This window comes from Streptomyces sp. NPDC006711 (assembly GCF_042869775.1).
Classification (GTDB): Bacteria; Actinomycetota; Actinomycetes; order Streptomycetales; family Streptomycetaceae; genus Streptomyces.
Genome location: NZ_JBIAGO010000004.1, coordinates 113,539 through 139,599, shown reverse-complemented (window position 1 = coordinate 139,599; position 26,061 = coordinate 113,539). Strand labels below are relative to the sequence as shown.

The window sequence follows — 26,061 nt, the reverse complement described above, 5'->3', positions numbered from 1 at the left end:
CGCCCAGCACGACGGCACGAGCCACACCCGCCCCGGCCGCACACCGGCGCATGCGCGCCCTACCCGCCGACCGGGCCACACCCCGGCGCGTGCCACGCCACGACGTGCCCCCGCGCCGCACAATCCTCGGTTCGCCTACGCCGTGGACCCCGCGCGGCCCCCGGCGCGGTCGGACGCGCGGACCGCCCGTACCAGATCGGCCACCAGGGCGGCCCGCTCGGCCATGGTGTCCACCACCACGTATTCGTGGTCGGCATGGGCGCCGCCGCCCACCGCCCCCAGTCCGTCGAGGGTGGGCACCCCGAGGGCCGCCGTGAAGTTGCCGTCGCTGCCGCCGCCGACCGCCCTGCCTTCGAGTCCGGGAGCGAGCCGCTGGGCCAGCGCGAACAGTTCCTCCGACGCGGACTCGGGCATCGGGGGCCGGCCCACGGACCCCTCGACCCTGATCTCCGCCTCCGCCAGACGCGGGACGAGCCCCGCGAAGGCGGCCTCGATCCGCTCCTTCTCCTCGGCCGACTCGACCCGGACGTCGACCACGACAGTGGCTCGCGCGGGCACCACGTTGTCCAGCGTTCCCGAGGACGCGACGGTCGGAGTGACGGTCGTGCCGATCTCGGGCCGTCCGAGCGCCGCGATGTCCAGGATCTGGTGGGCCGCCTCCACCAGGGCGTTGACCCCGGCCGCCGGTTCGAGGCCCGCGTGCGACGCCCGGCCGGTGATGATGACCTGGAAGGTGCCGCAGCCCTTGCGGCCGGTCTTGACGCCGCCCCCGTCGGCGGCGCCCTCGCACACGAGCACCGCGCCGCAGGCAAGAGCGCGTTCCTCGATGAGGGCGCGCGACGAGTGGGACCCGACCTCCTCGTCGGCCGTCACCAGGATCTCGACCCCGGCGCGGTCATCCAGCGCCGCCACCGCGTGAACGGCCTGCACGAGACCGCCCAGCATGTCGAAGACGCCCGGGCCGGTCGCGTGTCCGTCCCTCACCCGGAACGGACGGCGCTCCAGGGTGCCGATCGGGAAGACGGTGTCGTGATGACCGAGGATCAGTACGCGTGGCTCGCCACCACCGGACCAGTGCACATGGGGTCCCGCCTCGCCCTCCACGAGCCGCGCCCTGCCGCCGAGCCGGTTCTCGATGACGGCGGCGACCGTGGCGGCCGAGGCAGCGAGGGCGCCCTGATCGCGCGAGGGGGACTCGACCTCGACCAGCGTCCTCAAATCCTCGATCATCGCGTCCACACTCACCGGAACAGCCCTGTGCATCGTCATGCGGCCAGGCTAATGGGCACTCGGATCGCGTCCCCGAGCGCCCGTCGCGCCCCACTCACTCGAATGAGGATTTGTCGATAGGGGGCGGCCATGGGGGTACTCGTCCAATGAGGCCCCAAGCGGCGACGTACGGCATGCAGAGGTGAGTGATGTGACCGCACCCGAGGACCGGAGCACACCCGAGACCGGGCCGGAGCAGGACGACCGGACCACGTTGATCGGCGTCCGGACCCGAGGCGATGCGGACCTGGCGCTGAAATACCTCACGACGCGGCCCGAGACGCCCGCCCAGTTCGCGCTGGGCGCGGCCGCCGCCTACCGCTGGTCCCTCGGCCACTCCGACCGCGCGCCCGTCACCGGCTCGGCGGCGAGGGACCTGCCGGACCTGACGCTCCTGACCGCCGAAGTGGACGCGGCCGTCGTCCAGCTCGAAGACCCCACGTCTGAGGGCGGCGTCCGTGACTTCACCCAGGGCGTGCACGACGCGCTCGCCTGGCTGTGCGGCTACAGCGACCAGCGGATCTGAGAGGCCCGCCGGGCCTCCCCCGGCGGGCCCACCCACCCGGGTGCCGGGCGCGGGCGGCGCGCCGGCTCAGGACGCGTCGGTGCGCGAGAACACATGCTCGTCCAGGATCAGCCCGATCGCGACGGCCACCGGGATGGCGACCAGCGCGCCGACGATGCCGAGCAGCGCGCCCCCGAACAGCACGCCCACCACGGTGACCAGCGGATGGACGTCGACGGCGAAGCGCATCACGCGGGGCACGATCAGATAGTCCTCGGCGACCCGGAACGCGACATAGAAACCGGCGGTCGCCAGCGCCACCGGCAGCGAAACGGAGAGCGCCACCAGGCTGACGACGAACCCGCCGATGGTGGTGCCGACGATGGGGATGAGATCCATCAGGGCGATGAAGACTCCGAGCGCCGCCGGATAGGGCACACCGGTGACCACGCACCACAGGAAAGTGGCCAGGCCCGCGATCACCGAGGTGAGCACATTGCCGAGCATGTAGCGGCCCACCCGATTCAGGATCTCGTCGGTGACCTCGCGGGTGTGCGGGCGTTTGGTGGCCGCGACGAAGCGCAGGCAGAACCGCTTCAGGGACGGCAGGAAGGCCATCACGTACACCGTCACCACGATGACGACGACCGCTGAGGTCACCGCGCCCACCACGACCCGGCCCGCACCGAGCAGACCGCCCGCGAGCCCGGCGGCGCCACCGGACGAGAACTGCTGCTTGATCTTGTCGACTACGTGGTAGCGGTCCTCGAATCTGCCGAGCGCCGAGTTGTGGTCGTGCACCTCGCGCAGCCAGCCGGGCACCGCCTTGACCAGCGCGTTCACCTCGTCGGTCACCGGCGGGACCACCAGCGCCAAGAACCCCGCGAACAGCGCGAGGATGACGACGAGGACGACGAGGACGGCCCAGCCTCGGCGCACCCGGTGGCGGGTGAGCCAGGCGACGACCGGTTCGAGGGCCAGGGCGATGAACACGGACAGGAGCAGGAGGGTCAGAAGACTGCCGACCTCGAGGACGGTCTGGACGGTCAGCCACGCCAGCGTCGCGCCGAGGCCGACGGCGAATCCCACCGCGAGCCAAGAGCCGCCGCCGACCACGGTCCGTCTGCCGGGACGCACGCGCGGGGAGTTCGCCGGGGGCCCGGCCGCCGGCCGCTCGGGGCCGCCGCCCTCAGGCCCGGCCGTACTCACCGGGGCCCCCGGAACTGCCCGGCGCGGGCGAGGCGCAGGCGCGTGATGCGTGCATCTGCCGGTACCTCTCTTCGAGACCGTGGCGGGGGCGGGGCCCCGGCCCGCGCGGGCCCTGGCCTTGGGCGTCAGGACAACGTGGCCGCCGGTGCCTCTTCCCCAGTGACCCTAGCCAGGTATCCCGTCACCGGCCTCGTATGCCGCCCGCCTGACCGCCATCCGGCTGAGCCTCGCAGGCCGGCCGTCAGCTCGTACGCCCGTGGGCCGCGGGCATGGCCGGCTCTTGCCCGGGGCGGTGATTGACCCCGGATCAGCCGGGTACTGGAGGGGCCCGGGAGGATCGGTTCTTCCGGCACTCCCCGACGGCCCAGGCACCGCGCGCCGTCGTCGGCGCGCCGGTCGGCGGTGCTTTCATGAGCAGGCCCGAGAACCGGGCCTGACAGCTGATCACGGGTCGGGGTCGAGGTGATGCAGGGATGGGCCGAGCGGCGGCCGTGACCGCGGAAGTGCTGCTGTGGTGGTTGCTCCTGACGGGCGGCTGGCTCGTCCTCATCAGCACGGTGGACGCCCTTGAGGTTCTTGTGGGAGCTTTGGCCGGCCTGCTCGCCGCCGTGGCGGCGGCCGGTGCGCGCCGGGCGATGAGCGGCTGGTGAACGGCTGGCTCGTGGCGGCGACGGCCCTGCTCGCGGCGGGGTTCGGCCCCGTGGTGTGGGGGGTGTCGACCGGCCCGCTCGAACGCCGGGTGGTCGCCCAGAACTTCGGCACATCCGTGGTGTGCCTGGTCATGCTGCTGCTCGCGCAGGCGTACGCGCGGCCCTCGTACGTCGATCTCGCGCTGGTCCTTGCCGTGCTCGGGCCGGCCGGCACCCTGGTGTACGCGCGGCTGCTCGCCGAGGACCTTGACGACCGTCCCCCCCACGCCAACCTGCTGACCGCGGTGGCGGCGGTGGCCACCGGGGCGGTGGTGGTCGCGGCGTGCGTGGCCACCGGGCCCGGCCGCGCGATGGTCAAACTGCTCCTGATCGGGGTGCTGCTCGTGGCCGGGAACGTGATCGCCTCGCGGGCCCTCGCGGGCGGCTTTCCCGCCTTTCCCTCGGGCGGGGGCGCCGCGAAATGACCGACGCCCTGATCCTGGTCTCGCTGCTGCTCGTCGCGGCGTCGGCGACCGCCGCCGTGGCCGTGCGCGATCCGGCCCGTCAGGCGCTGGTGCTCGCGGTGCTCGGTCTCGCGCTCGCCGTCCTGTTCACGGTCCTCCAGGCCCCCGATGTCGGCCTGTCCCAGCTGGCGGTGGGCTCCGCGCTCACCCCGCTGCTCATCCTGCTGTCCGTACGCAAGGTGCGCCGGCGCGGACAGCACAAGGACGGTGACCAGTGAGCCGCAGGACGCGCCGCTGGGTACTCGCGGTGGGCATGCTCGCGGTCGCCGCCCTCTACGCCGCCGCCGCGCTGCGCATGCCGCACTTCGGGGGCGGACACCACCCCTACGGCGACCGCGCGGTGGCCGCCGCCCTGTCCCGGCACACCGCCAACGTCATCTCCTCGGTCAACTTCGATCTGCGGGCCTTCGACACCCTGGGCGAGGAGAGCATCCTGTTCGCCTCGGTGCTGGGCACGGTCGTGCTGTTGCGTCAGACCCGCGACGAGCGCGAGGTGGCGCCGGCCCCGGCCGAGGTCGCCGCTCCCGTACGCCGCTACGCGCTGATCATGCTGCCCGTCGCGCTCCTGAGCGGCCTGTACGTCATCGCGCACGGCCAGCTCAGTCCCGGCGGCGGCTTCCAGGGCGGGGTGGTCGTGGCGACCTCGCTGCACCTGTTGTACATCGGCGCCGATTACCACGCCTTGGAGCGGATCCGTCCGGTCGGCCTGTACGAGGTGGGTGACGCGGCGGGCGAGGCCGCCTACCTCGTCCTCGGCGTCGCCGGGCTGCTCGGTGGTTCGGCGTTCCTCGCCAACACCCTGCTTCCGTACGGCACGTTCAACACGCTGGCCTCGGGCGGAACGGTGCCGCTGCTGAACGCGGCGGTCGGCATGGAGGTGGCCTGCGCCGTGGTGGTGCTGCTCGCCCGCTTCCTCGACCAGGCGGTCGAGATCGAGGACGGCGACGTCAAGAAGGGCGGGAACGGATCATGAGCGGGGGCGCGAGGCCACAGTGATGTCCACAGTTCCGTATCTCGTCGCGGGCTGGATCTTCCTGGTGGGGTGCTACGGGCTCGCCACCAGCCGCCATCTGGTGCACGCCGTGGGCTGCCTGACGGTGTGTCAGTCCTCGACCTATGTGCTGCTGCTCGCCACGGGCTACCGCAAGGGCGGGACGGCCGCCGTCTTCTCCGACATCGAACCGAGCTCACGGCCCCTGGTGGACCCCGTCGTGCAGGCCCTGGCCCTTACCGATGTCGTGGTGGGCGCCACGGTCACCGCGCTGCTGCTGGCTCTGGTGATACAGGTCGCCAAACGTCACGGCACGGTGAATCCCGACGAACTGTCGGAGCTGCGCGGATGAACCACCTGCTCCCCCTGGTCGTGGCGCTGCCCCTGCTCGGCGCGGCGGCGCTCGTGGCGGCCGGGCGGCGCCTGCCGCGCCTCGCGGCCGAGCTGACCGGCTGCGCCGTCGCGGCCGCCACGGCGGGGCTCGCCACCGCGCTGTTCCTCAACTCCTCGGCCGGCGCCGTCGAATGGGTCGGCGGCTGGCGGCCCGAGGGCGGCGAGGGCGTGGGCATCGTCCTGGTCGGCGACGGGCCCGGCACCGGCGTCGCCGCCCTCGTCTCCGTCCTCGTCGTCTCCGTCCTGGTCTACTCCTGGCGGTACTTCGACGAGCCCCCGCAGCGCCACGCGGGCTCCTTCCCCGCCCTGGTGCTGCTCTTCCAGGCCGGCATGTGCGGCTTCGCGCTCACCGGCGACCTCTTCAACGCCTTCGTCTTCTTCGAGCTGATGAGCGTCGTGGCGTACGCCCTGACCGGCTACCGCGTCGAGGAGGCGAAGGCCGTCCAGGGGGCGCTCACCTTCGGGGTGCTCAACTCGCTTGGCGCGTACGCCACGCTGACCGGGATCGTGCTGCTGTACGCGCGCACCGGCGAGCTGGGCATGCGGCAGATCGGGCAGCACCTGGACGCACGCGGAGGGCCTGACGCGCTGGTCCTCGCGGGCTTCGCGCTCGTCCTGACGGGGCTCCTGGTCAAGGCGGCGGCGCTGCCGTTCCACTTCTGGCTGCCGGACGCCCACGCGGTGGCGCCCACACCGGTGTGCATGCTGCTCTCCGGCGTCATGGTCGAGCTCGGCGTGTACGGGACGTGGCGGGTGTACGCGACGGTGTTCGCGGGGCCGGGCGGCGTTCCGGCCCCGGACGCCGAACGCGCCCTGGTGGTGCTCGGCGTCCTCACCGCCCTCGTCGGCGCGCTGATGTGCTGGCAGCAGCGGCACATCAAACGGCTCCTCGCGTACTCGACGGTCGCGCACACCGGCCTCTTCCTGGCCGGCGTCGGCCTCCTGAAACCGGAGGCGACGGTCGGGGTGGCCCTGTACGTCCTGGGTCACGCGGGCGTGAAGGCGGCCCTGTTCGCCTGTACCGGCATCCTGCTCGACCGCTACGGCAGCGTGGACGAGCACGAACTGCACGGCCGCGCGCGGGAGTTGCGGGTGGTCGCCGTGCTGTACGCGGTCGGCGCGCTGGCCCTCGCGGGGCTTCCGCCCTTCGGCACGGGCCTCGGCAAATCGATCACGGAGAAGGCGGGGGGCGCGGGGTTCACCGTGCTGTTCGTGGCCGTGTCGGCGCTCACCGGCGGCGCGGTGCTGCGGGTGACGGCGCGGGTGTTCCTCGGGCTCGGGCCACGGCCGTTGGGCGACCCGGGGTACGAGACGGGCGGAGGGGGTGAGGAGCCGGAGACGCGGGGCCGGATCGTCCTGGTACCGGCCACGATGGTCGCGGTGCCCGCCGTACTGCTCGCGGGGGCGCTGGCCGCAGGGCTCGTCCCGGGTGTGGCCTCGGCGGTGGGCCGTTCCTTCGACGCGGGTGCGCCCCACACGCCGCACTGGTCCCTGCCCGGCGTCCTGCTCGGGCTCGCATCGGCCGTGCTGGCCCTCGGCCTCGCGGGCGCGGCGGTGCGCGGACCCGCGCGCCGTGAGCCGTCCCCGTGGACGGCGCCCCTGCGCCGGCTGCACTCCGGCCACATCGGTGACTACGTGGCCTGGCTGCTCGTGGGCACCGCCCTGCTCGGCGGCCTGGCCCTGCCGGGCGTCCTCACCGGCTGACCGGCCCCTTGGCGCCGCTCCCCCGCAACGCACGCACGACGGCCCCTCACGCGCTCTGGGTGCGCGGGAGGGGCCGTCATGACGCGGGGCCTGATCACGCCCGGGTCACATGGGGTCGATGCCACGCCCCTCGGACGCCATCCGGCTCTGCTCCTTGAGGTGCCGCGCCTTCTCCTTCAGACGTTGGCGCTCCTCCGGCTCGGTGGCGCGCTCCGCGGCCTGTTCCAGCTCATCGGCCTTCTGCCGCATCTGGCGGGCGCGGGCACCGAACTCGTCTGCGACGCTCATGATCACTCCTGGACTCGGGTGGGTGGTACAGCTGTGCCCAGCCAAACAGCGCCCCGCCCGCCCCGCATCCCGAACAGTCACACATTGTTACATTTCGGGGCAGAGCGCAGCCATTCGAGTAATTTTCCGCCCGCCTGTCATGACGCCTTGATCGCGGGTAAGCGCTCGCCATGACCACCTTCGCTTCCTCACAGATCCTGGCTTCCGGTTCGACGTCCTGGCTGTTCACCGGTGTGGGCGTCGTCATCGTCGCCGTCCTTCTGGGCACGTTCTGGTTCGGCAGCCGGCGCGCGGCGCGCAAGCCGACGCCTCCGCAGGAGCCGCAGCCCCGCTCGGAGTCCTGGGACACCCCCGATTCCGCGCAGGCGCCGGAGCGTTCAGATCCGCCGAGCCGTCCGTAGGCCCGGCCGCGCGGCGTCCGCCGGCCCGCTCATCCGCCGGCCCGCTGGGAATGGGCCGCCCGGTCGGAGAGGTCACTCAGCCGCAGGGGCCTCGCCGGCGGGTCCGGTACGACCAGCCGCGTCTCGGTCCGCCCCTCGGAGGTGACTCGCAGCAGTTCGCCGGGTTCCATCAGGCGCCAGCTGGGATGCTCGTCCATGGGCTCGCTGGCGACGACACACGCCGGGGCGTCGGCCAGGTCCCCGGACTGCACGCGCAGACGGCCACCGCTGCCACTGTGGTCCAGGTGCCGGACCCCGTGCGGGCCGCCCGGCTCACGCTCCAGTACGTACAGCTCGTGCGTGGCGGGGTAGCGCAGGGCCCACAGCTCGTCCACGGTCGCTAGGACGAAGTTGAGGGAGTACACCGGCAGTTGGGCCGCGGCCCAGCGCGCGGCGCGCTCGATGCCGAGGCCGATGTCTCCCCCGGCGTCCCGGATCTCCCGTGTGATGAGCGCGAAGAACCGCTCGGAGTCCGTCTGACCGCGCACCAGGGACAGATCGGGGCCGAGCCGCGCCTCAAGGGCGGGCAGGTCTTCGATCACCCCGTTGTGCGCGAAGAGACGCCCCTCCTGCTCGAAGGGGTGGGTGTTGGCCTCGCTCAGGTCGCCGGTCGAGGCGAGGCGGATGTGGGCGAGGAAGGTCGCCGAACAGATTTCCCGCGCCTCACGGGCGAAGTCCCGGTCCTGGTACGCCGCGTCCGGTGCCTTGCGGACCTGGGGCGCGCCGTCGGCGTCGAAGTAGCCGAGCCCCGTGCCGTCCGGGTCGCGGTGGCTCTGGACCGAGAGGCTGTCGGGGGCGTCGAGCAGCCAGAAGGTGGCGTGGCTGCGGCGCGGGGCGCTGCTCAGTCCGAACAGACGACACATGCTGACGCCACCTCCGCTCGCGCGGCCGGGACCGGCCCCGTGCGGGCATCGTGCCCGCAGGGGCCGCCGAGCGCAACGCGCGCGGGCCCGGCGGCTCTAGCTGGGGGTGCTGAGGGTGAAGGTGGCCCCGTCGGGGTCGCTCAGGCGGACCCAGGGGCCGGCGGGTGAGATGCCCTCGGCGAGGATCGTCGCACCGTGCCGACGGGCCGTGTCGGCATGGGCGCCGGGGTCCTTGACGGTGAAGTGGGTGTGCCAGTGCGGGCGCAGGCTCGGATCGGGTGCGGCCTCGACCGCCCCCGACGTCAGCCGTGCCACCACATGCCCGCCGTGGCGCAGGACGACCTCGTCGTGCTCGTAGCGCACATCGCAGCAGCCCGGCCGCTCGCACGCCCAGTCCAGGACCTCCCCGTAGAAGATCGCCGCGTCGAAGGCGTCCCTGGTCTGCAACCGCGGCCAGGCCGGCGCCGTGTCGCGCCACGTCTCCCACTGCGACACGAGCGGCCCCTGCCACAGCCCGAACACCGCACCGTCCCGGTCCGCCGCCAGCGCCCCGCGCCCGGTGTGCAACGCGACCGGGCCCACCGCCACCGTGCCCCCGCGCTCACGGATCCGGGACGCGGTCACATCGGCGTCCTCCACCGCGAAGTACGGCGTCCAGGCCACCGCGACCTGGAGCGCGGGGGCCAGCGCGCCGATCCCCGCCACCGGCACCCCGCCCGACGAGGCGATACGGAACTGCTCACCCAGCGCCCCCGAGCGGAACGTCCAGCCGAAGACCGTGCCGTAGAAATCGAGCGCGGCACTCAGGTCCCGCGCCATCAGGCTCACCCAGCACGGCGCCCCGAACACCGGCGCGCCGGAGCCGAGTCGGGCCGTGGAGTCTGTTGATGGGGGCGTCAAGAAGGGCCTCGCTTCCAGGTGTGCGACACACCGCTCATGGTCTTTCCCACTATCGCGCCGAAGCGCCTTGGATGCTTGTCGGCCGCGCGGAGCCGACAAGCATCCAAGGCCCTTCGGCGCCGTCCGGCGTTGTTCGCGCGGCGCGGCACTGATCGGTCCTTCACCAACCCATGACCCGCGCGGGCCCAACGGGTCTCGTGTTGCGGATGCCGCCGTACGGGTCATGCTGGAGGCATCCGCGCTGTGCTCACCTGGCTACTTTTAGTAGCCCTTGCGTGGTTGCGGACGCGGGAGTGGCCGGCGAGCCGCTCCCGCCGACAAGGGAGCCGTAGTGGTAAGCAACGACAGTCCCCGCCAGTACACCTTGAGCCTGCACGCGACGCCGGAGCGCATACCGCAGATCCGGCGCATCGTCGCCGCTCATCTGCGCCACTGGCGATTGGAGAACATCATCCAGCCCGTCAGTCTGGGCGTGTGCGAACTGCTCACCAACGTCCACCGCCATACCCCGGGCGATCAGCCCTGCGTCCTTGAACTGCGGTGGGCCCGTGGGCAGTTCGCGGCGTCCGTGGCCGACAGCGACCCGCGTCTGCCACGCCTGCACGGGCCCCAGCCCTTCGCCGAGCGCGGCCGCGGCCTCGCCCTGGTCGCCCACCTCAGCGACAGCTGGGGCACGCACCCCACCGCCGGCGGCAAAGTCGTGTGGTTCACGCTCACCGCCCAGCCGCAGGCGCTGCGCCCGCTGCGCGCCCTGCCGCCGACGCCGGTCCTGAGCACCACCGTGAGCGTCGCCGAGCTGCCGCCCCGGGAGCCCCGGGCCCCGGCGCGGCCGTCGCTCTCCGACCAGTGGTGCCTCAGTGACGCCTGAGAAGCGGGCGGCGCCGGCGGCTGATGGTCCCAACCCGTCCGGCGCCTGCGTTCCTCCGTACGCGAGGAACGTACAGGCGGACTACCACGGGGCGGGCGGAGGAAACCTCCGCTCTTCCACGGGTCCACCTTCGTGCGGGGAACACGCGCGCGGGGGGAAGGCGTCCCGCGCTCGGCGGGATGCCTTCCCCCTGCGGACGGCGCCGCCCAACCAGGCGCCTCAGGACGCGAGTTGGTCGACCAGGGTCTCGCAGAACGCCTTCAGGTCGTCCGGCTTGCGGCTGGTGATGAGGGTGCTCGGGCTCGACGTGCAGACCTTGACCTGCTCATCGACCCAGGTGCCGCCGGCGTTGGTGATGTCGGTGCGCAGGCTGGGCCACGAGGTGAGGGTGCGGCCGCGCAGCACGTCCGCCTCGACGAGCGTCCACGGTGCGTGACAGATGGCCGCCACCGGCTTGCCCTGGTCGAAGAAGCCCTTGGCGAAGGCGACGGCGTCCTCGTCCATGCGCAGCGCGTCGGGGTTGGCCACGCCGCCGGGCAGTACCAGGGCGTCGTAGTCGTCCGGCCGTGCCTGGCTCACCGTCCGGTCCACCGGGAAGGTGTCGGCCTTGTCCAGGTGGTTGAAGGCCTGGACGTGACCGGAGTCGGTGGAGACCAGCTCCGGTGTGTGGCCCGCCTCCTTCACGGCCTTCCACGGTTCGGTCAGCTCGACCTGCTCGATGCCTTCCGTGGCCACGAGAAATGCCACCTTCATGGTGTCGCTCCTTTTCTGAGTTCACCGCGCGGATCGCGGTGGGGTTCATGTCCTGTCGCGGTACCGGCGCACCGCCCATCCGGCGGCGGCCAGCGCGCCCAGGGCCCCGCCCAGGCTCAGGACGGGGTGCTGGGCCGTCATGACCTGGTACGAACGGGCGTGGGACCGGTCGTCGAAGATGCCGTGGGCGCCGTGGTCGTCGCCCGGCGCCTTGTCGAGGGGCTGCCACAGATTGCCCCGCGAGGTCTCCGGCTTCAGGTCCTTGCGCTGCTGCGAGTCGTATCCGGTCCGGGCCAGATAGCGGTCGAGCAGCGCGGGCACGAAGCGGTTGGCCCAGACGGTGGCGACCGTGGAGGCGCCGACGTAGTACTGCTTGCGGCCGGGGTGGTCGGCGGCGAACACCACGGCCCGCGCGGCGACCTCCGGCTGATAGATGGGCGCCACGGGCTGCGGATGCCCCGAAAGGCGCGACCGTACCCAGGAGAACTGGGGCGTGTTGACCGCGGGCATCTGGACGACCGTGATCCGTACCCGGCTCTTGTTGTGGAGGAGTTCGGTACGCACGGACGAGGTGAACCCGTTCACGGCGTGCTTGGCCCCGCAGTAGGCGGACTGCAACGGGATGGAGCGCTCCCCCAGCGCGGAGCCGACCTGCACGATCGTTCCCCGGTCACGGGGAACCATGCGCGAGAGCGCGGTCTGCGTGCCGTGCACGAACCCGAGGTAGGTCACCTCGGTCACCCGCCGGAACTCGTCGGCGGAGATCTCGTCGAAAGGCGCGAACACCGAGGTGAAGGCGACATTCACCCACACGTCGATCGGTCCGAAGGCCGCTTCGGCGTCTTCGGCGGCCTTCTCGACCTGGTCGGCGTCCGCGACGTCCACGGGGAGCGCGAGGGCGCGCCCGCCGAGCTCCTCGACTTCCGCCGCGGCCGCTTCGAGCCCGGCCTCGCCACGGGCCAGCAGGGCGATCTGCGCGCCGCGCTCGGCGAACATCCGGGCGGTGGCGCGGCCGATGCCGGCGCTCGCTCCGGTGATGACGACGGTCTGGGGCATGGCATTCCTTTCGGGACGCGGCGGCGGTCGTGCGGCTCGGGCCGCCCGGTCAGCCGGAGCGGTGCGGCTCGGCGTCGGCGGTCTTGAAGGTCAGTCCGTGGCCCGGGGCGCCGTCGGCCCCGGGGGTGAGGCGACCGCCCTGGGGGTCCAACGCCCCGTCGAACCACAGGGATTCGATGCGGACGTGGTCGTGGAACCACTCCAGGTGGCGCAGGTTGGGTACGGCGCGGGCGGCCGCGGCGTGCGCGTGCGGGGCGCAGTGACCGGAGATCTCCAGGCCGAAGGCCTCGGCGAGCGCGGCGGCCCGCAGCCAGACGGTGAGGCCGCCGCAGCGCGTGGCGTCCGCCTGGAGGCAGTCCACCGCGCCGGCCCGCAGCATGTGCCCGAAGTAGGCGAGGGTGTAGCCGTATTCACCGGCCGCCACGTCCACGACGGTGCCTGCCCTGACCCGGGCGAGGCCGTCGAGGTCGTCGGACGGGACGGGCTCCTCGAACCAGGTGACGCCGTGATCGTCGAGGAAGCGGGCCATCCGGACGGCCTGTTTGACGGTGTAGGCGCCGTTGGCGTCGACGTACAGCTCGGTGGCGTCGCCGATGGCCGCGCGCGCCTTGGCGATCCGCTCGCGGTCGCGGTGCCCGGCGCTGCCCCAGGACTCCCCGATCTTGATCTTGACGCGGGGAATGCCCTGGTCCTCGGCCCAGTGGCGCAGCTGGCGTTCCTGTTGCCGGTCGTCGTACGTGGTGAAGCCGCCGCTCCCGTACACCGGGACGTGGGGGACGGCCGGGCCGAGCAGGTGCGCCAGCGGGAGGCCGAGCAGGCGGGCCTTGAGGTCCCACAGCGCGATGTCCACGGCGGAGATCGCGCCGGCGACCAGACCCGGGCGGCCGTCGTTGCGCACCGCCCGGGTCATCGCCTCGTTCAGGCCCGGCACGTCCCAGGCGGGGCGGCCGGTGACCACGGACGCCAGATGGCCGCGGACGTACGCCGCGGTCTCCGGCGCCCCGTAGGTGTAGCCGAACCCGGTGGTGGCGCCGGAGCGGGCGTGGACCACGACCAGGGTGGTCCTGTCCCACGCCAGGGTTCCGTCGCCCTCCGGCGCGTCGGTGGCCAGCGTGTAGGCGGCCGCCTCGATCGCGTCGACCGAGGGGGCCGCACCGGCCGGTGCGGATGGGGTCACTCGTCGCCGTCCGGGTGGCGGTGGCGGGTGCCGGGGAGCATTTCCTGGACCTTGGCCTTGAGGCCCTGGCGGATCATCCCGGCGCGGTCGCTGTCGCCCTTGAGGACGGAGGCGGCCGCCGCCTCGATCTGGTCGAGCGAGGCGTGCGGCGGGATCGGCGGCACGGCCGGGTCGGTGCGGAAGTCGATGACGAAGGGGCGGTCGGCGGCGAGCGCCTGACGCCACGCCCCTTCGACCTCGTCCGGCTTCTCCACGCGGACGCCGCCGAGGCCGATGGAGCGCGCGAAGTCGGCGTAGGCGACGTCGGGCAGGGACTGGGACGGCAGGAATTGCGGGGCGCCCGACATGGCGCGCATCTCCCAGGTGACCTGGTTGAGGTCCTGGTTGTTGAGGACCGCGATGACCAGGGTGTGGTTGCTCCACTCCTGCCAGTACTTGCCGGCCGTGATCAGCTCGGCGAGCCCGTTCATCTGCATGGCTCCGTCGCCCACGATGGCGATGGCCGGGCGGTCGGGGTGGGCGAACTTGGCGCCGATCACATACGGCACGCCCGGTCCCATGGTGGCCAGGGTGCCCGAGAGCGAGCCCCGCATGGCGCCGCGCATCCGCAGGTGGCGGGCGTACCAGTTGGCGGCGGAGCCGGAGTCGGCGGCCAGGATCACGTTGTCGGGGAGCAGGGCGTCGAGGGCGTGCACCACGTATTCGGGGTTGATGGGATCGGCGTCGACCGCGGCGCGCCGCTCCATCACCTCCCACCAGCGGGCGGTGTCCTTCTCGATCTTCTTGCGCCACTTGTCGTGCTTCTTGCGCTTGAGGAGCGGGATGAGGCGCCTGAGGGTGCCGGCGGAGTCGCCGACGAGGTTGACCTCGAAGGGGTAGCGCAGGCCGATCATCTGGGGGTCGATGTCGATCTGCACCGCGCGGGCCTGGTCGAGTTCGGGCATGAACTGGGTGTAGGGGAAGCTCGATCCGATGACGAGCAGGGTGTCGCAGTCCTGCATCATCTCGTAGCTCGGCCGGGTGCCGAGCAGGCCGATGGAGCCGGTCACATACGGCAGGTCGTCGGGCAGCGCGTCCTTGCCGAGCAGGGCCTTGGCGACGCCGGCGCCCAGGACGTCGGCGATCTGCTCCACCTCGACGCGGGCATTGCGGGCGCCCTGGCCGATGAGGATGGCGACCTTCTCACCGGCGTTCAGGACCTCGGCGGCCCTGGTGATGTCCTCGTCCGCCGGGACGGGGGCGTAGGAGGCCATGCCGAGGCTGGAGGGCACCATCTTGAAGGCGTGCTGGGGCGGGGAGTAGTCGAGTTCCTGCACGTCGGCGGGGATGATGACGGCGGTCACCGTGCGCTGGGCGCGGGCGACGCGCATCGCGCGGTCGATGACGTTGGGCAGCTGCTCGGGGACCGTGACCATCTCGCAGTAGGCGCTTGCCACGTCCTTGTAGAGGCTCAGCAGGTCGACTTCCTGCTGGTAGGAGCCGCCCATGGCGCTGCGGTTGGTCTGGCCGACGATCGCGACGACGGGCACATGGTCGAGTTTGGCGTCGTAGAGGCCGTTGAGCAGGTGGATGGCGCCCGGCCCCGAGGTGGCGGCGCACACGCCGACCTTGCCGGAGAACTTGGCGTAGCCGACCGCTTCGAAGGCGGCCATCTCCTCGTGCCGCGCCTGGATGAACTGGGGCTTGTTCTCGGCGCGCCCCCAGGCGGCGAGCAGGCCGTTGATGCCGTCACCGGGGTAGGCGAAGACGTGCTCGACGTCCCACTCGCTCAGTCGCTTCAGGACGTAGTCGGAGACTTTGATCGACACGGGGGCTGCCTTTCGCTGTTCGTTCACTGGGTGCTGGGGGTGTGGGGGCAAATGGGCGTAATGGCAAGGGAGTTGGCCACACGGGAGTTGGCCGCACAGGTCACCTGCGGCGTCGGCGGGTCCAGGTGTAGAGGGCGGCCGCGCCGGCGCCGAGGGCGAGGCCCGCCGACGCGGTGGCGAGCCGTGCGTCCCTGGCCGACGGCTCGGGGCGGGCGGCCAGCTTCTCGGGGTGGTCGGCGGGCAGCGGTCCGTCGAGGCCGAGAGCCAGCGCCTCGGCCAGGTGCAGCGCGCGGCGCCCGGTGTTGCCCTGCTCGATCTGGGTGCGGCAGCTGAATCCGTCGGCGACGACCAGGGTGCTGGGGGCGGCGCCTCGGACGGCGGGCAGGACGCCCAGCTCGCCGATCTTCATGGACACGTCGTAATGCCCCTGCTCGAAGCCGAAGTTGCCGGCGAGGCCGCAGCAGCCCTCGTCCAGGACGTCCGCGTCCAGGCCCATGCGGCGCATCAGCTCACGGTCGGCGTCGTCCTTGAGGACGGCGTGCTGGTGGCAGTGGGTCTGTACCAGAGCGGTCCGGGCGAGGGCGGGGGGCCGCCAGTCCTCAGGGGCTCGCTGGAGCAGGAATTCGGCGAAGGTCTTGAACTGCTCGGCCAGACGCCGTACGTCCTGGTCGTCCGGCATCAGTTCCGGCGCGTCGGCGCGGAAGACGGCGGTGCAGGACGGTTCGAGGCCGATGATCGGCGTGCCCGCCTCGGTCCAGGGCCGCAGGACGTCGAGGGTGCGGTGCAGTACGCGGCGAGCGGCGCCGAGCTGCCCGGTGGAGATCCAGGTGAGCCCGCAGCACACGGCCTTGGTGGGGACGGCGACGTGGAACCCGGCGCTCTCCAGGACCCGTACCGCCGACTTGGCGACGTCGGGGTGGAAGTAGGTGGAGAACGTGTCGGGCCACAGGACCACGGTGCGTTCGTCGGCCGGGTCTGGTTCGGGCAGGCCGCGCGCGGTCCACCACTGAAGGAACGACTCCTCGGCGAACGCGGGCGCCTCGCGCTCGGGCGCCACACCCGCGAGCCGTTTGCCGAGCGGGGCGAGGAGCGGCGCGTGCGCGAGGGCGTTGACGACGCGGGGCGCGAGCCGGGTCAGGCGGGCCCACACGGGCAGCCAGCCCATCGTGTAGTGGGCGGCAGGGCGCGGCCGGCCGGCGTAGTGGTGGGCGAGGAATTCGGCCTTGTAGGTGGCCATGTCGACGCCGGTCGGGCAGTCGGACTTGCAGCCCTTGCAGGCCAGGCACAGATCGAGCGCGTCGTTGACGGCGGTGGAGCGCCAGCCGTCGGTCACCGCCGAGTCGGCGTGGCCGTCCAGCATCTCGAACAGCAGCCGCGCGCGGCCGCGTGTGGAGTGCTCCTCCTCGCCGGTGGCCCGGTAGGAGGGACACATGACGCCGCCGGAGTGGGTGCGGCAGTTGCCGATCCCCACGCAGCGCAGGACCGCCCGGTTGAAGGAGCCGTTGTCGTCGGGGAAGGCGAAGTGCGTGTCGAGTTCCCGTGGCCGCCAGCGCGGGCCGAGCCGCAGGTTCTCGTCCGTGCGGTACGGGCTCACGATTTTGCCCGGGTTCATCCGCCCGGTGGGATCGAACAGGGCCTTCATCTCGCCGAAGGCCGCCACCAGCGGTTCACCGAACATCCGGACCAGCAGCTCCCCCCGGCCCTGCCCGTCGCCGTGCTCACCCGACAGCGAACCACCGAAGGAGGCCACCAAGTCGGCCGCGCGGAAGAGGAATTGACGGAAGGCGGCCACCCCTTCGGCGGTCTTCAGGCCGAACGGGATGCGGGTGTGCACACAGCCCTGGCCGAAGTGCCCGTACAGCGACGGGTGGTCGTAGTCGAACTCCTCGAACAGCTTCCTGAGTTCGCGCAGATAGTCGCCCAGGCGCTCGGGCGGCACCGCCGAGTCCTCCCAGCCCTCCCAGGTCTCCCGCTCGTCCGGCGGCCGCGCGGTCACACCGAGCCCGGCCTCGCGGGCCTTCAGCATCTCCTGCTCGCGCGTGGTGTCGTCGGAGAACGCCACCGAGGCGTCCTTCTCGTCCCGCCCGAGCGCCCGCAACAGGTCATGGGCCTGGCCGTCCACCTCGTCCTGGCTGTCGCCGGTGAACTGCACCAGCAGCCAGCTCTCGCCCTCGGGGAAGCTCTCCAGGGATTCGAGGTAGGCGTGCTCCTCGCGCATGAGCTGCGCCATCCGCCCGTCGAGCGCCTCCAGTTGGGAAGGCGAGCTGTGTTCGAGCAGACGCGGCACGTCGTCGGCGGCGGCGCAGATGTCGCTGTAGCCGAGCACGAGGATCGCGTCGCACGGCGGCACGGGTACGAGATCGAGCTCGGCGCGCAGCACCGTCACGAGCGTGCCCTCGCTGCCGACCAGGGCGCGGGCCAGGTCGAAGTCGTTCTCCGGCAGCAGCGAGTCCAGGTTGTAGCCGGAGACCCGGCGGGGGATCTTGGGGTAGCCGCGCCTGACCTCCGCCAGGTTGCGGTCGATGAGGTCCTTGAGCCCCTGGTAGATCTCCGCACGACGGCCGCCCTCGGCGACGATGGCCTCGAACTCCTCGGCCGTGGTGGGGCCGACCCACATCCGGGTGCCGTCATAGGTGAGCACTTCGAGCCGGCGTACGTTGTCGACGGTCTTGCCGTACGCCTGCGCGGACGCGCCGCAGGAGTTGTTCCCGATCATCCCGCCGAGCGCGCAGTGGGTGTGGGTGGAGGGTTTGGGGCCGAACTTCAGCTTGTGGGGCGCTAGTTGACGGTTGAGTTCGTCCAGGACGAGGCCGGGTTCCACCACGCAGGTGCGCCGGTCGGGGTCGACCGAGACCAAGGCGTCGCAGTACTTGGTCCAGTCGATGACGACCGCCGTATTGGTGCACTGCCCTGCCAGGCTCGTGCCGCCGCCGCGCGACAGGACGGGAGCGCCGAACTCCGCGCACACCGCCACCGCCTCGACGGCGGCGTCCACCGAGCGGGGCACGACCACGCCGATCGGGACCTGGCGGTAGTTGGAGCCGTCGGTGCTGTAGGCGCCACGACTGCCCGCGTCGAACCGCACCTCGCCGTCGACCCGCTCACGCAGAGCCCGCTCAAGACCCGCGCCGTCCAGCTCCGCGTCCTCTCCTCGCGCGTCCAGTTCACGGCCGGCCGAAGCGGGGCTGTCGGGCATGTGCATCACTCCAGTCCTCGTCTTCGGCCGTCGCTCCCCCCGCGCCCGGCGAGTACCCGTGAGCGGGGTGCCCACACCCTCCCTACGGCTACCGGACGCCGGTCGCCCCCGCCACTCGGCCGGCCGCCGCCGCTCGCGCGTGCGGGGGCCCGGCGCCCCGCCTAGGGTGGCAGGGGACGGGGTCCCCAGTGCCGGACGAACTCGCGGCCCCGGGACGGTTTTCCCGGGCCCACTTCGGCCACCCGGAGAGGGACGCGTCGCGTCCCGCACCCGTGAGGAGTCCCCATGACGGAATACGGCTACTTCCTGTCCAGCGAGGAACACACGCCCGCCGAGCTGGTGGAGCAGGCCCGAATGGCGGAGCAGGCCGGGTTCACCTCGCTGTGGATCTCCGACCACTACCACCCGTGGAACGGCGAACAGGGGCAGAGCCCGTTCGTCTGGTCGGTGATCGGTGCGCTGTCCCAGGCGGTCTCCCTCCCGGTGGAGACCGCCGTGACGTGCCCCATCGTCCGGATGCACCCCGCCGTCGTCGCCCAGGCCGCGGCCACGAGCGCCGTACAGCTGGGAGGGCGCTTCCGGCTCGGGATCGGCAGCGGGGAGGCCCTGAACGAGCACATCCTGGGCGACCCCTGGCCGGAGGCCGCCGTCCGCCTGGAGATGATGGAGGAAGCCGTCCGGGTGATGCGTCAGCTCTTCACCGGCGAGCAGGTCAGCCACCACGGCAAGCACTACACGGTGGAGAACGCGCGGCTCTACACCGTGCCCGACGAGCCCGTTCCCATCGACGTGTCCGCCTTCGGGCCGCTCGCCGCCGAGGTTGCGGGACGGATCGGGGACGGTTTCATCACGATGGCGCCCGACGCCTCCGCCATCGAGCGCTTCCGGCGCAGCGGGGGCGGCAGCAAACCGGTGATGGCCGGGCTCAAGGTCTGCTGGAGCACCGACGAGGAGGAGGCGCTGCGCACCGCGCACCGCCTGTGGCCCAACGAGCAGCTGCCGGGCGAGCTGGCCCAGATCCTGCCCACCCCGGCCCACTTCGAGCAGGCATCCGAACTCGTCACCACCGACCGCGTACGCGAGAACGTCACATGCGGACCTGATCCGGACGCTCATGTCGCGGCGGTCAAGGGGTATGTGGATGCCGGGTTCGACACCGTCTACATCAACCAGATCGGCAAGGACCAGCAGGGCTTCTTCGACTTCTACCGCACCAAGGTGCTGCCCCGGCTCGGCTGAGCGGGACCAGAAGCGACGCGGCCCGCACAAGGACGCACAAGGACAGCGACGCACCGACCACGGGAGTGACATGACCCGCCCGCACCAGCACGACACCGGCTCCGCCCCGTCCCACCCCGACAGCGCGATCGGCGAAGTCCTCAAGGAGTTCGAGGACGCGCAGACGCGTGACCCCAAGGAGGCGGGACGCAAGGACGCCCACGACGGCGAGGCGGGGGACGCGCTGACGCCGAACGAGCACGCGCAGGAAGAGGCGTCCGACCGCTGAGGCGCGGCGCCGCACCGCGAAAGGACGCCTGCCGGGGCTCTGGTCCTCGGCAGGCGTCCTTTCGCGGTATGCCCTGCTGTTGGGGAGGCGCGGCCGCCGTTGTTGGGGTGGGCGCCGCCTTCCTCAGCCCTGGCGTTCCATCTGGGCGAAGATGCTCGTGTCCAACTGGGAGAGGAGTTCGGCGGGGTCGCGGTAGACGGCCGCCGCGCCCGCTTCTTCGAGGTCCGCGCGGGGAATTCCCCCGGCGAGCAGCGCCACGGCGCGCACGCCCGCGGCCGATGCCGCCTTCATGTCCCAGATCGTGTCCCCCACGAACACCGCGTCCGAGGACGTGGCCTCGGCCAGCTCAAGGGCCCGCTCGACGGGGTCCGGGGCGGGTTTGCCCTCACTGACGTCGTCCGCGCTGGCCACGCCCGCGATGACGTCGTCGGCGTCGATGGCGCGGCGCAGGGCCTTCAGTTCGGGCCCGCCCGCCGATGTGGCCAGGACGATGCGCCAGCCCCGCCCGGCGAGCTCGCGCAGCAGCCGGCGCGCCCCGTCGAGGGCGGGCAGGCGCTCGAAGTAGGTGCCGTACAGGGTGGTGTGCGCGGCGTTCAGCGTCTCGTCCTGGTCCCGGTCGCGGTCCTCGCCGAGCAGATGCCCGATGAGGTCGTCGGAGCCGAGCCCGACCGCCCGGTGGATGTCACGCATCGTCACGTCGTGCCCCGCCTGGCGGAACGCTTCCCACCAGGTGACCACGTGCAGATGGTTGGTGTCGACGAGAGTGCCGTCGACGTCGAACAGCGCCGCACGTGCCATGCGTCTTGCCTTTCGTTACGTGCCCGGGTTGGTCCCGCTCCCCTGCCGATCATGCCGTGTGTCCCGGCCCGCGACATCCGCGGACCGGGAAACGGTTCATGCCGCGCGCCGCTGCCCCGGTAGGTCCTCGGACGCACGCCGCGTGTCCGGCTCGGACGCCTCGTCCTCCGCCAGATCCGGCACGGCGGCCAAATGGCGGCCCCGTGGCGCCTCGGCCGGCTCGTCCCCGCCCAGCAGGAACTCTTCGTATCTGCCGAGCCCCAGGACGGCCATCAACAGCAGGATGGGCAGGAAGACGGCTATGAGGACCACGGCAACTCCTCGTACGGGAGACGGGTCTGCCCGGACCGGGTTGCCCGGAACGCGCGATTGAAACCTGCCGGGCGCAAGTCGTTCCCAGGGCGCATCCTGGCCGCGTACGCCCCGCGACAGCGGGTACTCGGCGAGCCGTCGGCGGCGGTCCTTGCGCGGACGGAGGTTTTGGCCGCAGCAGATCGGCAAAGGGTGGAATATGGTGCAAATCGGCTACACAATGATGACCGAGCAAGCAGGCCCCCGCGCCCTCGTCGAAGACGTGGTCGCGGCCGAGCGTGCGGGCTTCGACTTCTCCGTCACCTCCGACCACTACTTCCCGTGGCTGGAGTCGCAGGGACACGCGCCCTACGCGTGGAGCGTCCTGGGCGCGGCGGCGCAGGCGACGAGCCGGATCCCGCTCATGACCTACGTGACCTGTCCGACGGTCCGTTACCACCCGGCGGTCGTCGCCCAGAAGGCCGCCACGATGCAGTTGCTGTCGGAGGGCCGCTTCCGCCTCGGCCTGGGCTCCGGCGAAAACCTCAACGAGCATGTCACGGGCGCCGGTTGGCCCTCGCCGCAGGTGCGCATCGGGATGCTCGAAGAGGCCGTCGAAATCATCAGGGACCTGTTCACCGGCGAGACCGTCAACCATCAGGGCACGTACTTCGACGTGTCCAACGCGCGCCTGTGGGACATCCCGGACGAGCTGCCGCCGATCGGCGTCGCGGTCTCGGGCGAGCGGTCCTGCGCGCTGGCGGGGCGCCTCGCCGACCTGGTGATCGCCACCGAGCCCAAGAAGAAGCTGATCGACGCCTTCAACCGGCACGGCGGCCAGGGCAAGCCCCGGGTCGGGCAGTTGCCCGTCTGCTTCGACACCGACCGGGACGCGGCGATCGCCCGCGCCCACGACCAGTTCCGCTGGGCGATGGGCGGCTGGCCGGTGAACTCCGAACTCCCGGGCCCCTCGGGCTTCGCGGGCGCGACGAGCTTCGTGACCCGTGACGACGTCGCGGACGCGATCCCGTGCGGCGACGACGTCTCGGCCTTCGTCGAGGCCGTACGCCCCTACGTCGAGGCCGGGTTCACGGAGGTCGCGCTCGTCCAGGTGGGCGGCGACCACCAGCGCCCGTTCATCGAATGGGCCGAGCAGAAGCTGCTTCCCGCGCTGCGCGAACTCTGACCGAGGACGACACCCGTAACGACGACACCCGAGGAGACCCATGCCCATCGCGACGTACTGCCTCGTGGCCCTTGACTGTCCCGATCCCCAGGCGCTGGCCGCCTTCTACGCGGCGGTGCTCGGCGGCGAGGTGAAGAACGACAACGAGGACTGGTACGACCTGTACGCCCCCGGCGGCCACCGCGTCTCCTTCCAGCGGGCGCCGGGTCTCACGCCACCGGAATGGCCGCGCGGGGACCGCAACTCCCAGCAGCTGCACCTGGACTTCACCGTCCAGGACATGGAGGCGGCCGAGCAGCAGGTCCTCTCCCTCGGCGCCACCCCGCTCGATCTCGACGACCGCGGCGGCGAGCGCGGTTTCCGCGTGTACGCGGACCCGGCGGGCCACCCCTTCTGCCTGTGCCGGGCGTGACGCCCCACCCATCCCGCCGAAGCGGGCGCGCGGCCCGCCCGGGGCCCGCTCCTCCCACCGTCCTGTCCGGGCGCCAGCCCACTGAGCCAGAAGCACGGAGAACAACGTGAACGACACCTCCACCCCGGCCTCCCCCGACTCCCCCGACCTCGTACAGGTCATGCTCGCGGAGTGCTCCGCGGCCGACGCGGACGCGGTCTTCGAGGTCCTTGGCGCCCACTTCACCTCCGACCGCGCGGGCGTCGTGCCCCACCGCGACGAGGGGCCGCAGCCGGCCGCGTGGACCGGAAGCTTCTGTGTCGACCACGCTCCCGAGCAGGTGGCGGGGGTCCTTCTGTCCGGACCCGTCACCGCCGAGTTGCAGGGCGGCCCGGTGGCGGTCGAGCGGCTGCGCCGCACGCTGGCCGCGGCCTTCGCGGTCGAGGCGGCGGGCAGCGCGGCGGGCGACCAGGAGGTCGACGTCCAGCTCCGGCTCACGAACGCCTAGGGGGTGTCTGGTGGATCAGGGTCGGTCAGGGCGCGGCGTCTGGTGCGGTGCATCGCAAGGCGCCGGAGCGTCTCGATAGCGGAGCTATCGGGGCGATTCGGCAACGCCGCGAGGTGCCGTGCCAGACGCCGCGCCCCCGGCCATGGTCCACCAGACACCCCCTAGCCGCCACCGTCACCCCAGGACCGGCGCCGGGTTCGCCGAGGTTCGCCGCGTTCGAACAGGTCCCTTTCGGGCGCGCGGACCTACTCTGGTACAAGGAGCGGCAACCCTTCCACGAGAGCGGAGGACATCATGATCGTCCTCGGAGTCATCCTGCTGGTCGTCGGCTTCGTGGCCGGCATATCCATCCTGTGGACCATCGGCGTCATCCTCGTCGTCCTCGGCGTCATCCTGTGGATCCTGGGATCCGTGGGTCACGCGGTCGGCGGCCGGCGGCACTACTGGTAACGGCCCCAGGCGGATGCACGGGCGGATGTACTCCGTCCGCCGCACGAGAAGCGCCCCGGGGACCGTGTCCGCCTGGCAGCGGCACGGTCCCCGGCGCGCGCGTCACAGGCCGATGACGACCAGGGCCGTGTCGTCGGTGGCGCCGCCGACCGGGATCAGATCGGCCAGGACGGCGTCCGCGAGCGCTTCGGGACCGGCCCCGTGGTGGCGGGTGAGGGAACCGGCCAGCCGCTGGAGGCCGGTGTCGATGTCCTCGTCGCGGCGCTCGATGAGCCCGTCGGTGTACAGGACCAGGCTGGACCCCGCCGTGAAGGGGATCGTGGCCTGCGGCCGGGCGACCGGTTCCGGACGGGCGCCGAGCGGCGGGTCCGTCGCGGCGTCCAGGAAGCGCACGGCGGCGTCCGGACGCACCAGCGCGGCGGGCGGGTGTCCGGCGCTGCTGTAGGTCAGCGTGTGGCTGCTCCAGTCGATGACCGCCTGGAAGACGGTGGCGGACTCGGCGCCGTCCACCGAGCGGGCGTACAGACTGAGGACGTCCAGGGCGCGCGCGGGCCCCTCGGCGACCAGGGACGCGGCGCTCAGGGCGCTGCGCAGCTGCCCCATCACCCCGGCGGCGGCCAGGCCGTGCCCGACCACGTCGCCGACGGCGACGGCGAGCCGGTCGCCGGGCAGCTCCGCCAGGTCGTACCAGTCCCCGCACACGTTCAGGGCGCCGACGGCGGGCCGGTAGCGCACGGCCGCGGTGCGCTGTCCCAGCGGGCGGGGCACGGGCAGCATGGCGGCCTGAAGGGAGAGAGCGATCTCGTGTTCCCGGGAGTGGGCCTGGCGCAGCCGCTCGTTGACCTCTTGCAGTTCCCTGGCCCGGTTGTACAGTTCGGCCTCCAGGCCCCTGGCCCGGTCGCCGTCACCGGCGGCGCCGGCTCCGCCACGGGCACGGATGAGTTCGGTGACCTCTTCCACCCGGTGCAGGATCAGGACCACTTCGCCGTCCGGGCCGCGGATGGGGGTGTTGACCGGGCTGAAGTACCGCTCCTCCCACACCCCGGGCCGGGTGGGGTCCTCCACGTCGTAGCGTTGCAGCGCCATGGTGTCGCGCTCGCCGGTGGCCGCGACCCGGCGCAGCGAGGCGCCCAGGTTGCGCATGCCGCTGGCGCCCGGGTCGTCGGGGTTGTCGGGAAAGACGTCGAAGAGGTAGTGCCCGACCAGCTGCTCGCGGGTCCGGCCCGTCATCGTGGTGAACGCCCTGTTCACATCGGCGTACACGAGGTCGGTGGTCAGCAGGGCCACCGGGGCGGGCAGGGCCCGGAACACCGCCTCGTAGTGGATGCCGGACCCGTTCACCTTGCACCTGCCCGCGCGACGCCGCCTGGATCTCGTGCCTTTCACGATAGGCGGCATCGGCCCGCCGGGCTTGCCGGACGGGCCTGCCACGGCCGTCGTCAGCGGAACTCGGCCGTGTGCTCCAGGGCCCACCGCGCGAAGGTCCCGGCCGGGCGGCCGGCAAGACGCTCCACGTGATCGGTGACGCGGCGCGAGGCGGGTCGCCGCTCGGAGGCGGCGACCAGTGCCTCCACCAACGGCTCGGGGCGGCCGTCCGCGAGCATCCGCGATCGCGCGAGGCCGGGGGCGAGTGCCACGAAGCGCAGATCACGCCCGAGCGCCGCGCCGAGACGCGCCACCTGCCCGGCCCGCCCCAGCACCTCGGGGCCGGTCAACACGTGGGGCCCGGCGCCCAGTCGACCGCGATCGTCGAGCAGGACGGCCACGGCGGCGTCCGCGACGTCGCGCTCGTCGACGACGGCCGTGGGGGCCATGTCCGGGCCCGAGACGACATCGCCCGCCCGTACCTGTGACGCCCAGCCACGGGCGTTGGAGGCCAGCGTGTCACTCCGCAGCACCACGGGGCGCAGCCCTGCGTCATGCAGCAGGGCTTCTATCTCCGCGTGCACCCGCACGATGGGATCGCTCTGCTCAGCGGCTTCGTCGTCCACCGCAGAGGACGACAGATAAACGACGCGCGGCGCCGCCGCGGCGAGTTCCGCGATCAGGGCGTGGGCGGGTGCGGATGTGAGCAGCGGCCAGATGACGAAGACGGCGTCGATGCCCACCAGCGCCCGGCGCACCGCGCCGGGATCGGTGAGGTCACCGGCCACCCACTCGGCTCCCGGGCGCGCGGCGCCCCGCTCACGCGTGAGGCAGCGTACGCGCGCGCCCCGCACGGCGAGGCGGGCGACGATCTCCCGGCCGAGGTTGCCGGTCGCGCCGGTGACCAGGATGGATGGGCTGTGCGGGGAGGCCGTGGGCCCCTCGGTGTCAGGCATGATCGAGACGTTAGGGGTTCAGGTCGACATGAAGGC

The 26,061-nt window shown here is 72.3% G+C and carries 29 protein-coding genes; 15 read left to right on the top strand and 14 right to left on the bottom strand.

The genetic code is table 11. The features are described from left to right. Positions 1-135: 135 nt before the first annotated feature. Positions 136-1,269, bottom strand: a complete 1,134-nt coding sequence (locus tag ACFYM2_RS11165) for a M20 family metallopeptidase (protein ID WP_388835290.1) — start codon at positions 1,267-1,269, stop codon at positions 136-138. A 151-nt stretch (positions 1,270-1,420) separates the two neighbouring features. Between ACFYM2_RS11165 and ACFYM2_RS11160 the strand changes: the two genes are divergently transcribed. Next, positions 1,421-1,795, top strand: a complete 375-nt coding sequence (locus ACFYM2_RS11160) for a hypothetical protein (protein ID WP_358997389.1) — start codon at positions 1,421-1,423, stop codon at positions 1,793-1,795. 66 nt (positions 1,796-1,861) lie between these two features. Here ACFYM2_RS11160 and ACFYM2_RS11155 read toward each other — a convergent pair whose 3' ends face one another. Then, entirely contained in the window at positions 1,862-2,911 is a 1,050-nt protein-coding gene (locus ACFYM2_RS11155) for an AI-2E family transporter (RefSeq protein WP_388835287.1), read from the bottom strand. A 545-nt stretch (positions 2,912-3,456) separates the two neighbouring features. Between ACFYM2_RS11155 and ACFYM2_RS11150 the strand changes: the two genes are divergently transcribed. From ACFYM2_RS11150 to ACFYM2_RS11125, 6 genes are read left to right on the top strand one after another with little or no spacing between them, the layout of a single operon-like run. Then, entirely contained in the window at positions 3,457-3,633 is a 177-nt protein-coding gene (locus ACFYM2_RS11150) for a hypothetical protein (RefSeq protein WP_350234099.1), read from the top strand. Then, complete coding sequence (locus tag ACFYM2_RS11145; RefSeq protein ID WP_358997395.1) at positions 3,630-4,097, top strand: MrpF/PhaF family protein; 468 nt, start codon at positions 3,630-3,632, stop codon at positions 4,095-4,097. Before ACFYM2_RS11150 ends, ACFYM2_RS11145 begins: the two co-directional genes overlap by 4 nt. Beyond that, entirely contained in the window at positions 4,094-4,354 is a 261-nt protein-coding gene (locus tag ACFYM2_RS11140; RefSeq protein WP_388835284.1) for a Na(+)/H(+) antiporter subunit B, read from the top strand. The genes ACFYM2_RS11145 and ACFYM2_RS11140 overlap by 4 nt, the downstream gene beginning before the upstream one ends. Further along, positions 4,351-5,109: a hydrogen gas-evolving membrane-bound hydrogenase subunit E gene (gene mbhE / locus ACFYM2_RS11135; protein WP_388835281.1), complete on the top strand. Its 759-nt coding sequence runs from the start codon at positions 4,351-4,353 to the stop codon at positions 5,107-5,109. The genes ACFYM2_RS11140 and mbhE overlap by 4 nt, the downstream gene beginning before the upstream one ends. 22 nt (positions 5,110-5,131) lie before the next feature. Then, positions 5,132-5,479: a sodium:proton antiporter gene (locus tag ACFYM2_RS11130; protein ID WP_388835278.1), complete on the top strand. Its 348-nt coding sequence runs from the start codon at positions 5,132-5,134 to the stop codon at positions 5,477-5,479. Beyond that, positions 5,476-7,224, top strand: coding sequence for a complex I subunit 5 family protein (locus ACFYM2_RS11125; protein ID WP_388835275.1), 1,749 nt, complete (start codon positions 5,476-5,478; stop codon positions 7,222-7,224). Before ACFYM2_RS11130 ends, ACFYM2_RS11125 begins: the two co-directional genes overlap by 4 nt. 105 nt (positions 7,225-7,329) lie before the next feature. Here the strand turns inward: ACFYM2_RS11125 and ACFYM2_RS11120 are convergent, their stop codons facing one another. Beyond that, positions 7,330-7,512 (bottom strand): DUF6381 family protein, encoded by a 183-nt coding sequence (locus ACFYM2_RS11120; RefSeq protein ID WP_358997406.1) that lies wholly within the window; start codon positions 7,510-7,512, stop codon positions 7,330-7,332. 170 nt (positions 7,513-7,682) lie between these two features. Here ACFYM2_RS11120 and ACFYM2_RS11115 point away from each other — a divergent pair, with 170 nt between their 5' ends. After that, on the top strand, positions 7,683-7,913 hold the full coding sequence (locus ACFYM2_RS11115; protein ID WP_358997409.1) for a DUF6479 family protein: 231 nt from the start codon (positions 7,683-7,685) through the stop codon (positions 7,911-7,913). A 29-nt stretch (positions 7,914-7,942) separates the two neighbouring features. On the opposite strand, the gene ACFYM2_RS11110 is transcribed toward ACFYM2_RS11115, so the two are convergent. Both ACFYM2_RS11110 and ACFYM2_RS11105 read right to left on the bottom strand, forming a co-directional pair. Beyond that, positions 7,943-8,815: a class II glutamine amidotransferase gene (locus tag ACFYM2_RS11110; RefSeq protein ID WP_388835273.1), complete on the bottom strand. Its 873-nt coding sequence runs from the start codon at positions 8,813-8,815 to the stop codon at positions 7,943-7,945. 96 nt (positions 8,816-8,911) lie between these two features. Next, entirely contained in the window at positions 8,912-9,634 is a 723-nt protein-coding gene (locus ACFYM2_RS11105) for a VOC family protein (protein WP_388835269.1), read from the bottom strand. Between the two features lie 412 nt (positions 9,635-10,046). On the opposite strand from ACFYM2_RS11105, the gene ACFYM2_RS11100 reads away from it, so the two are divergent. Continuing rightward, positions 10,047-10,583: an ATP-binding protein gene (locus ACFYM2_RS11100; protein WP_358997416.1), complete on the top strand. Its 537-nt coding sequence runs from the start codon at positions 10,047-10,049 to the stop codon at positions 10,581-10,583. A 219-nt stretch (positions 10,584-10,802) separates the two neighbouring features. Here the strand turns inward: ACFYM2_RS11100 and ACFYM2_RS11095 are convergent, their stop codons facing one another. The 5 genes from ACFYM2_RS11095 to ACFYM2_RS11075 all read right to left on the bottom strand — a co-directional run bounded on the left by ACFYM2_RS11095 (position 10,803) and on the right by ACFYM2_RS11075 (position 18,573). Beyond that, positions 10,803-11,336 carry a type 1 glutamine amidotransferase domain-containing protein gene (locus tag ACFYM2_RS11095; RefSeq protein WP_388459710.1) on the bottom strand — a complete coding sequence of 178 codons (534 nt, stop codon included), beginning with the start codon at positions 11,334-11,336 and terminating at the stop codon, positions 10,803-10,805. Between the two features lie 45 nt (positions 11,337-11,381). Then, positions 11,382-12,392, bottom strand: a complete 1,011-nt coding sequence (locus tag ACFYM2_RS11090) for an SDR family oxidoreductase (RefSeq protein ID WP_388835266.1) — start codon at positions 12,390-12,392, stop codon at positions 11,382-11,384. A 49-nt stretch (positions 12,393-12,441) separates the two neighbouring features. Continuing rightward, positions 12,442-13,569 (bottom strand): enolase C-terminal domain-like protein, encoded by a 1,128-nt coding sequence (locus tag ACFYM2_RS11085; RefSeq protein WP_388835263.1) that lies wholly within the window; start codon positions 13,567-13,569, stop codon positions 12,442-12,444. Continuing rightward, the gene (locus ACFYM2_RS11080) at positions 13,566-15,377 is read right to left on the bottom strand and encodes a thiamine pyrophosphate-requiring protein (protein ID WP_358997427.1); all 1,812 of its coding nucleotides are present in this window, start codon (positions 15,375-15,377) and stop codon (positions 13,566-13,568) included. Before ACFYM2_RS11080 ends, ACFYM2_RS11085 begins: the two co-directional genes overlap by 4 nt. A gap of 100 nt (positions 15,378-15,477) precedes the next feature. Continuing rightward, entirely contained in the window at positions 15,478-18,573 is a 3,096-nt protein-coding gene (locus ACFYM2_RS11075) for an FAD-binding and (Fe-S)-binding domain-containing protein (RefSeq protein ID WP_388835259.1), read from the bottom strand. Between the two features lie 285 nt (positions 18,574-18,858). Here ACFYM2_RS11075 and ACFYM2_RS11070 point away from each other — a divergent pair, with 285 nt between their 5' ends. Then, on the top strand, positions 18,859-19,812 hold the full coding sequence (locus ACFYM2_RS11070) for an LLM class F420-dependent oxidoreductase (protein ID WP_388835256.1): 954 nt from the start codon (positions 18,859-18,861) through the stop codon (positions 19,810-19,812). Between the two features lie 70 nt (positions 19,813-19,882). Then, a complete protein-coding gene (locus ACFYM2_RS11065) occupies positions 19,883-20,080 on the top strand; it encodes a hypothetical protein (RefSeq protein WP_358997433.1) in 198 nt (65 codons plus the stop codon). 123 nt (positions 20,081-20,203) lie between these two features. Here the strand turns inward: ACFYM2_RS11065 and ACFYM2_RS11060 are convergent, their stop codons facing one another. Both ACFYM2_RS11060 and ACFYM2_RS11055 read right to left on the bottom strand, forming a co-directional pair. Next, the gene (locus ACFYM2_RS11060; RefSeq protein ID WP_358997436.1) at positions 20,204-20,878 is read right to left on the bottom strand and encodes an HAD family hydrolase; all 675 of its coding nucleotides are present in this window, start codon (positions 20,876-20,878) and stop codon (positions 20,204-20,206) included. A gap of 96 nt (positions 20,879-20,974) precedes the next feature. Next, positions 20,975-21,190: a hypothetical protein gene (locus ACFYM2_RS11055; RefSeq protein ID WP_388459716.1), complete on the bottom strand. Its 216-nt coding sequence runs from the start codon at positions 21,188-21,190 to the stop codon at positions 20,975-20,977. A 199-nt stretch (positions 21,191-21,389) separates the two neighbouring features. Here ACFYM2_RS11055 and ACFYM2_RS11050 point away from each other — a divergent pair, with 199 nt between their 5' ends. The 4 genes from ACFYM2_RS11050 (at position 21,390) to ACFYM2_RS11035 (ending at position 23,704) form a co-directional block, all read left to right on the top strand. Further along, complete coding sequence (locus tag ACFYM2_RS11050) at positions 21,390-22,355, top strand: LLM class F420-dependent oxidoreductase (RefSeq protein ID WP_388835252.1); 966 nt, start codon at positions 21,390-21,392, stop codon at positions 22,353-22,355. A 40-nt stretch (positions 22,356-22,395) separates the two neighbouring features. Beyond that, positions 22,396-22,767: a VOC family protein gene (locus ACFYM2_RS11045; protein WP_358997445.1), complete on the top strand. Its 372-nt coding sequence runs from the start codon at positions 22,396-22,398 to the stop codon at positions 22,765-22,767. 106 nt (positions 22,768-22,873) lie between these two features. Continuing rightward, complete coding sequence (locus tag ACFYM2_RS11040) at positions 22,874-23,254, top strand: hypothetical protein (protein ID WP_358997447.1); 381 nt, start codon at positions 22,874-22,876, stop codon at positions 23,252-23,254. A 294-nt stretch (positions 23,255-23,548) separates the two neighbouring features. Continuing rightward, positions 23,549-23,704 carry a DUF6131 family protein gene (locus ACFYM2_RS11035; RefSeq protein WP_359002506.1) on the top strand — a complete coding sequence of 52 codons (156 nt, stop codon included), beginning with the start codon at positions 23,549-23,551 and terminating at the stop codon, positions 23,702-23,704. A gap of 102 nt (positions 23,705-23,806) precedes the next feature. Here the strand turns inward: ACFYM2_RS11035 and ACFYM2_RS11030 are convergent, their stop codons facing one another. Beyond that, a complete protein-coding gene (locus ACFYM2_RS11030) occupies positions 23,807-25,045 on the bottom strand; it encodes a PP2C family protein-serine/threonine phosphatase (RefSeq protein WP_388835249.1) in 1,239 nt (412 codons plus the stop codon). A gap of 98 nt (positions 25,046-25,143) precedes the next feature. After that, positions 25,144-26,025, bottom strand: coding sequence for an SDR family oxidoreductase (locus ACFYM2_RS11025; RefSeq protein ID WP_388835246.1), 882 nt, complete (start codon positions 26,023-26,025; stop codon positions 25,144-25,146). Between the last annotated feature and the right edge of the window lie 36 nt (positions 26,026-26,061).

Coding starts and splice junctions, on each gene's coding strand:
- ACFYM2_RS11065 (WP_358997433.1), top strand. CDS start 19,883: ATGACCCGCCCGCACCAGCACGACACCGGCTCCGCCCCGTCCCACCCC.
- ACFYM2_RS11035 (WP_359002506.1), top strand. CDS start 23,549: ATGATCGTCCTCGGAGTCATCCTGCTGGTCGTCGGCTTCGTGGCCGGC.
- ACFYM2_RS11120 (WP_358997406.1), bottom strand. CDS start 7,512: ATGAGCGTCGCAGACGAGTTCGGTGCCCGCGCCCGCCAGATGCGGCAG.
- ACFYM2_RS11105 (WP_388835269.1), bottom strand. CDS start 9,634: ATGGCGCGGGACCTGAGTGCCGCGCTCGATTTCTACGGCACGGTCTTC.
- ACFYM2_RS11060 (WP_358997436.1), bottom strand. CDS start 20,878: ATGGCACGTGCGGCGCTGTTCGACGTCGACGGCACTCTCGTCGACACC.
- ACFYM2_RS11115 (WP_358997409.1), top strand. CDS start 7,683: ATGACCACCTTCGCTTCCTCACAGATCCTGGCTTCCGGTTCGACGTCC.
- ACFYM2_RS11150 (WP_350234099.1), top strand. CDS start 3,457: ATGGGCCGAGCGGCGGCCGTGACCGCGGAAGTGCTGCTGTGGTGGTTG.
- ACFYM2_RS11070 (WP_388835256.1), top strand. CDS start 18,859: ATGACGGAATACGGCTACTTCCTGTCCAGCGAGGAACACACGCCCGCC.
- ACFYM2_RS11095 (WP_388459710.1), bottom strand. CDS start 11,336: ATGAAGGTGGCATTTCTCGTGGCCACGGAAGGCATCGAGCAGGTCGAG.
- ACFYM2_RS11125 (WP_388835275.1), top strand. CDS start 5,476: ATGAACCACCTGCTCCCCCTGGTCGTGGCGCTGCCCCTGCTCGGCGCG.
- ACFYM2_RS11130 (WP_388835278.1), top strand. CDS start 5,132: ATGTCCACAGTTCCGTATCTCGTCGCGGGCTGGATCTTCCTGGTGGGG.
- ACFYM2_RS11045 (WP_358997445.1), top strand. CDS start 22,396: ATGCCCATCGCGACGTACTGCCTCGTGGCCCTTGACTGTCCCGATCCC.
- ACFYM2_RS11050 (WP_388835252.1), top strand. CDS start 21,390: ATGGTGCAAATCGGCTACACAATGATGACCGAGCAAGCAGGCCCCCGC.
- ACFYM2_RS11075 (WP_388835259.1), bottom strand. CDS start 18,573: ATGCCCGACAGCCCCGCTTCGGCCGGCCGTGAACTGGACGCGCGAGGA.
- ACFYM2_RS11165 (WP_388835290.1), bottom strand. CDS start 1,269: ATGACGATGCACAGGGCTGTTCCGGTGAGTGTGGACGCGATGATCGAG.
- ACFYM2_RS11140 (WP_388835284.1), top strand. CDS start 4,094: ATGACCGACGCCCTGATCCTGGTCTCGCTGCTGCTCGTCGCGGCGTCG.
- ACFYM2_RS11090 (WP_388835266.1), bottom strand. CDS start 12,392: ATGCCCCAGACCGTCGTCATCACCGGAGCGAGCGCCGGCATCGGCCGC.
- ACFYM2_RS11110 (WP_388835273.1), bottom strand. CDS start 8,815: ATGTGTCGTCTGTTCGGACTGAGCAGCGCCCCGCGCCGCAGCCACGCC.
- ACFYM2_RS11025 (WP_388835246.1), bottom strand. CDS start 26,025: ATGCCTGACACCGAGGGGCCCACGGCCTCCCCGCACAGCCCATCCATC.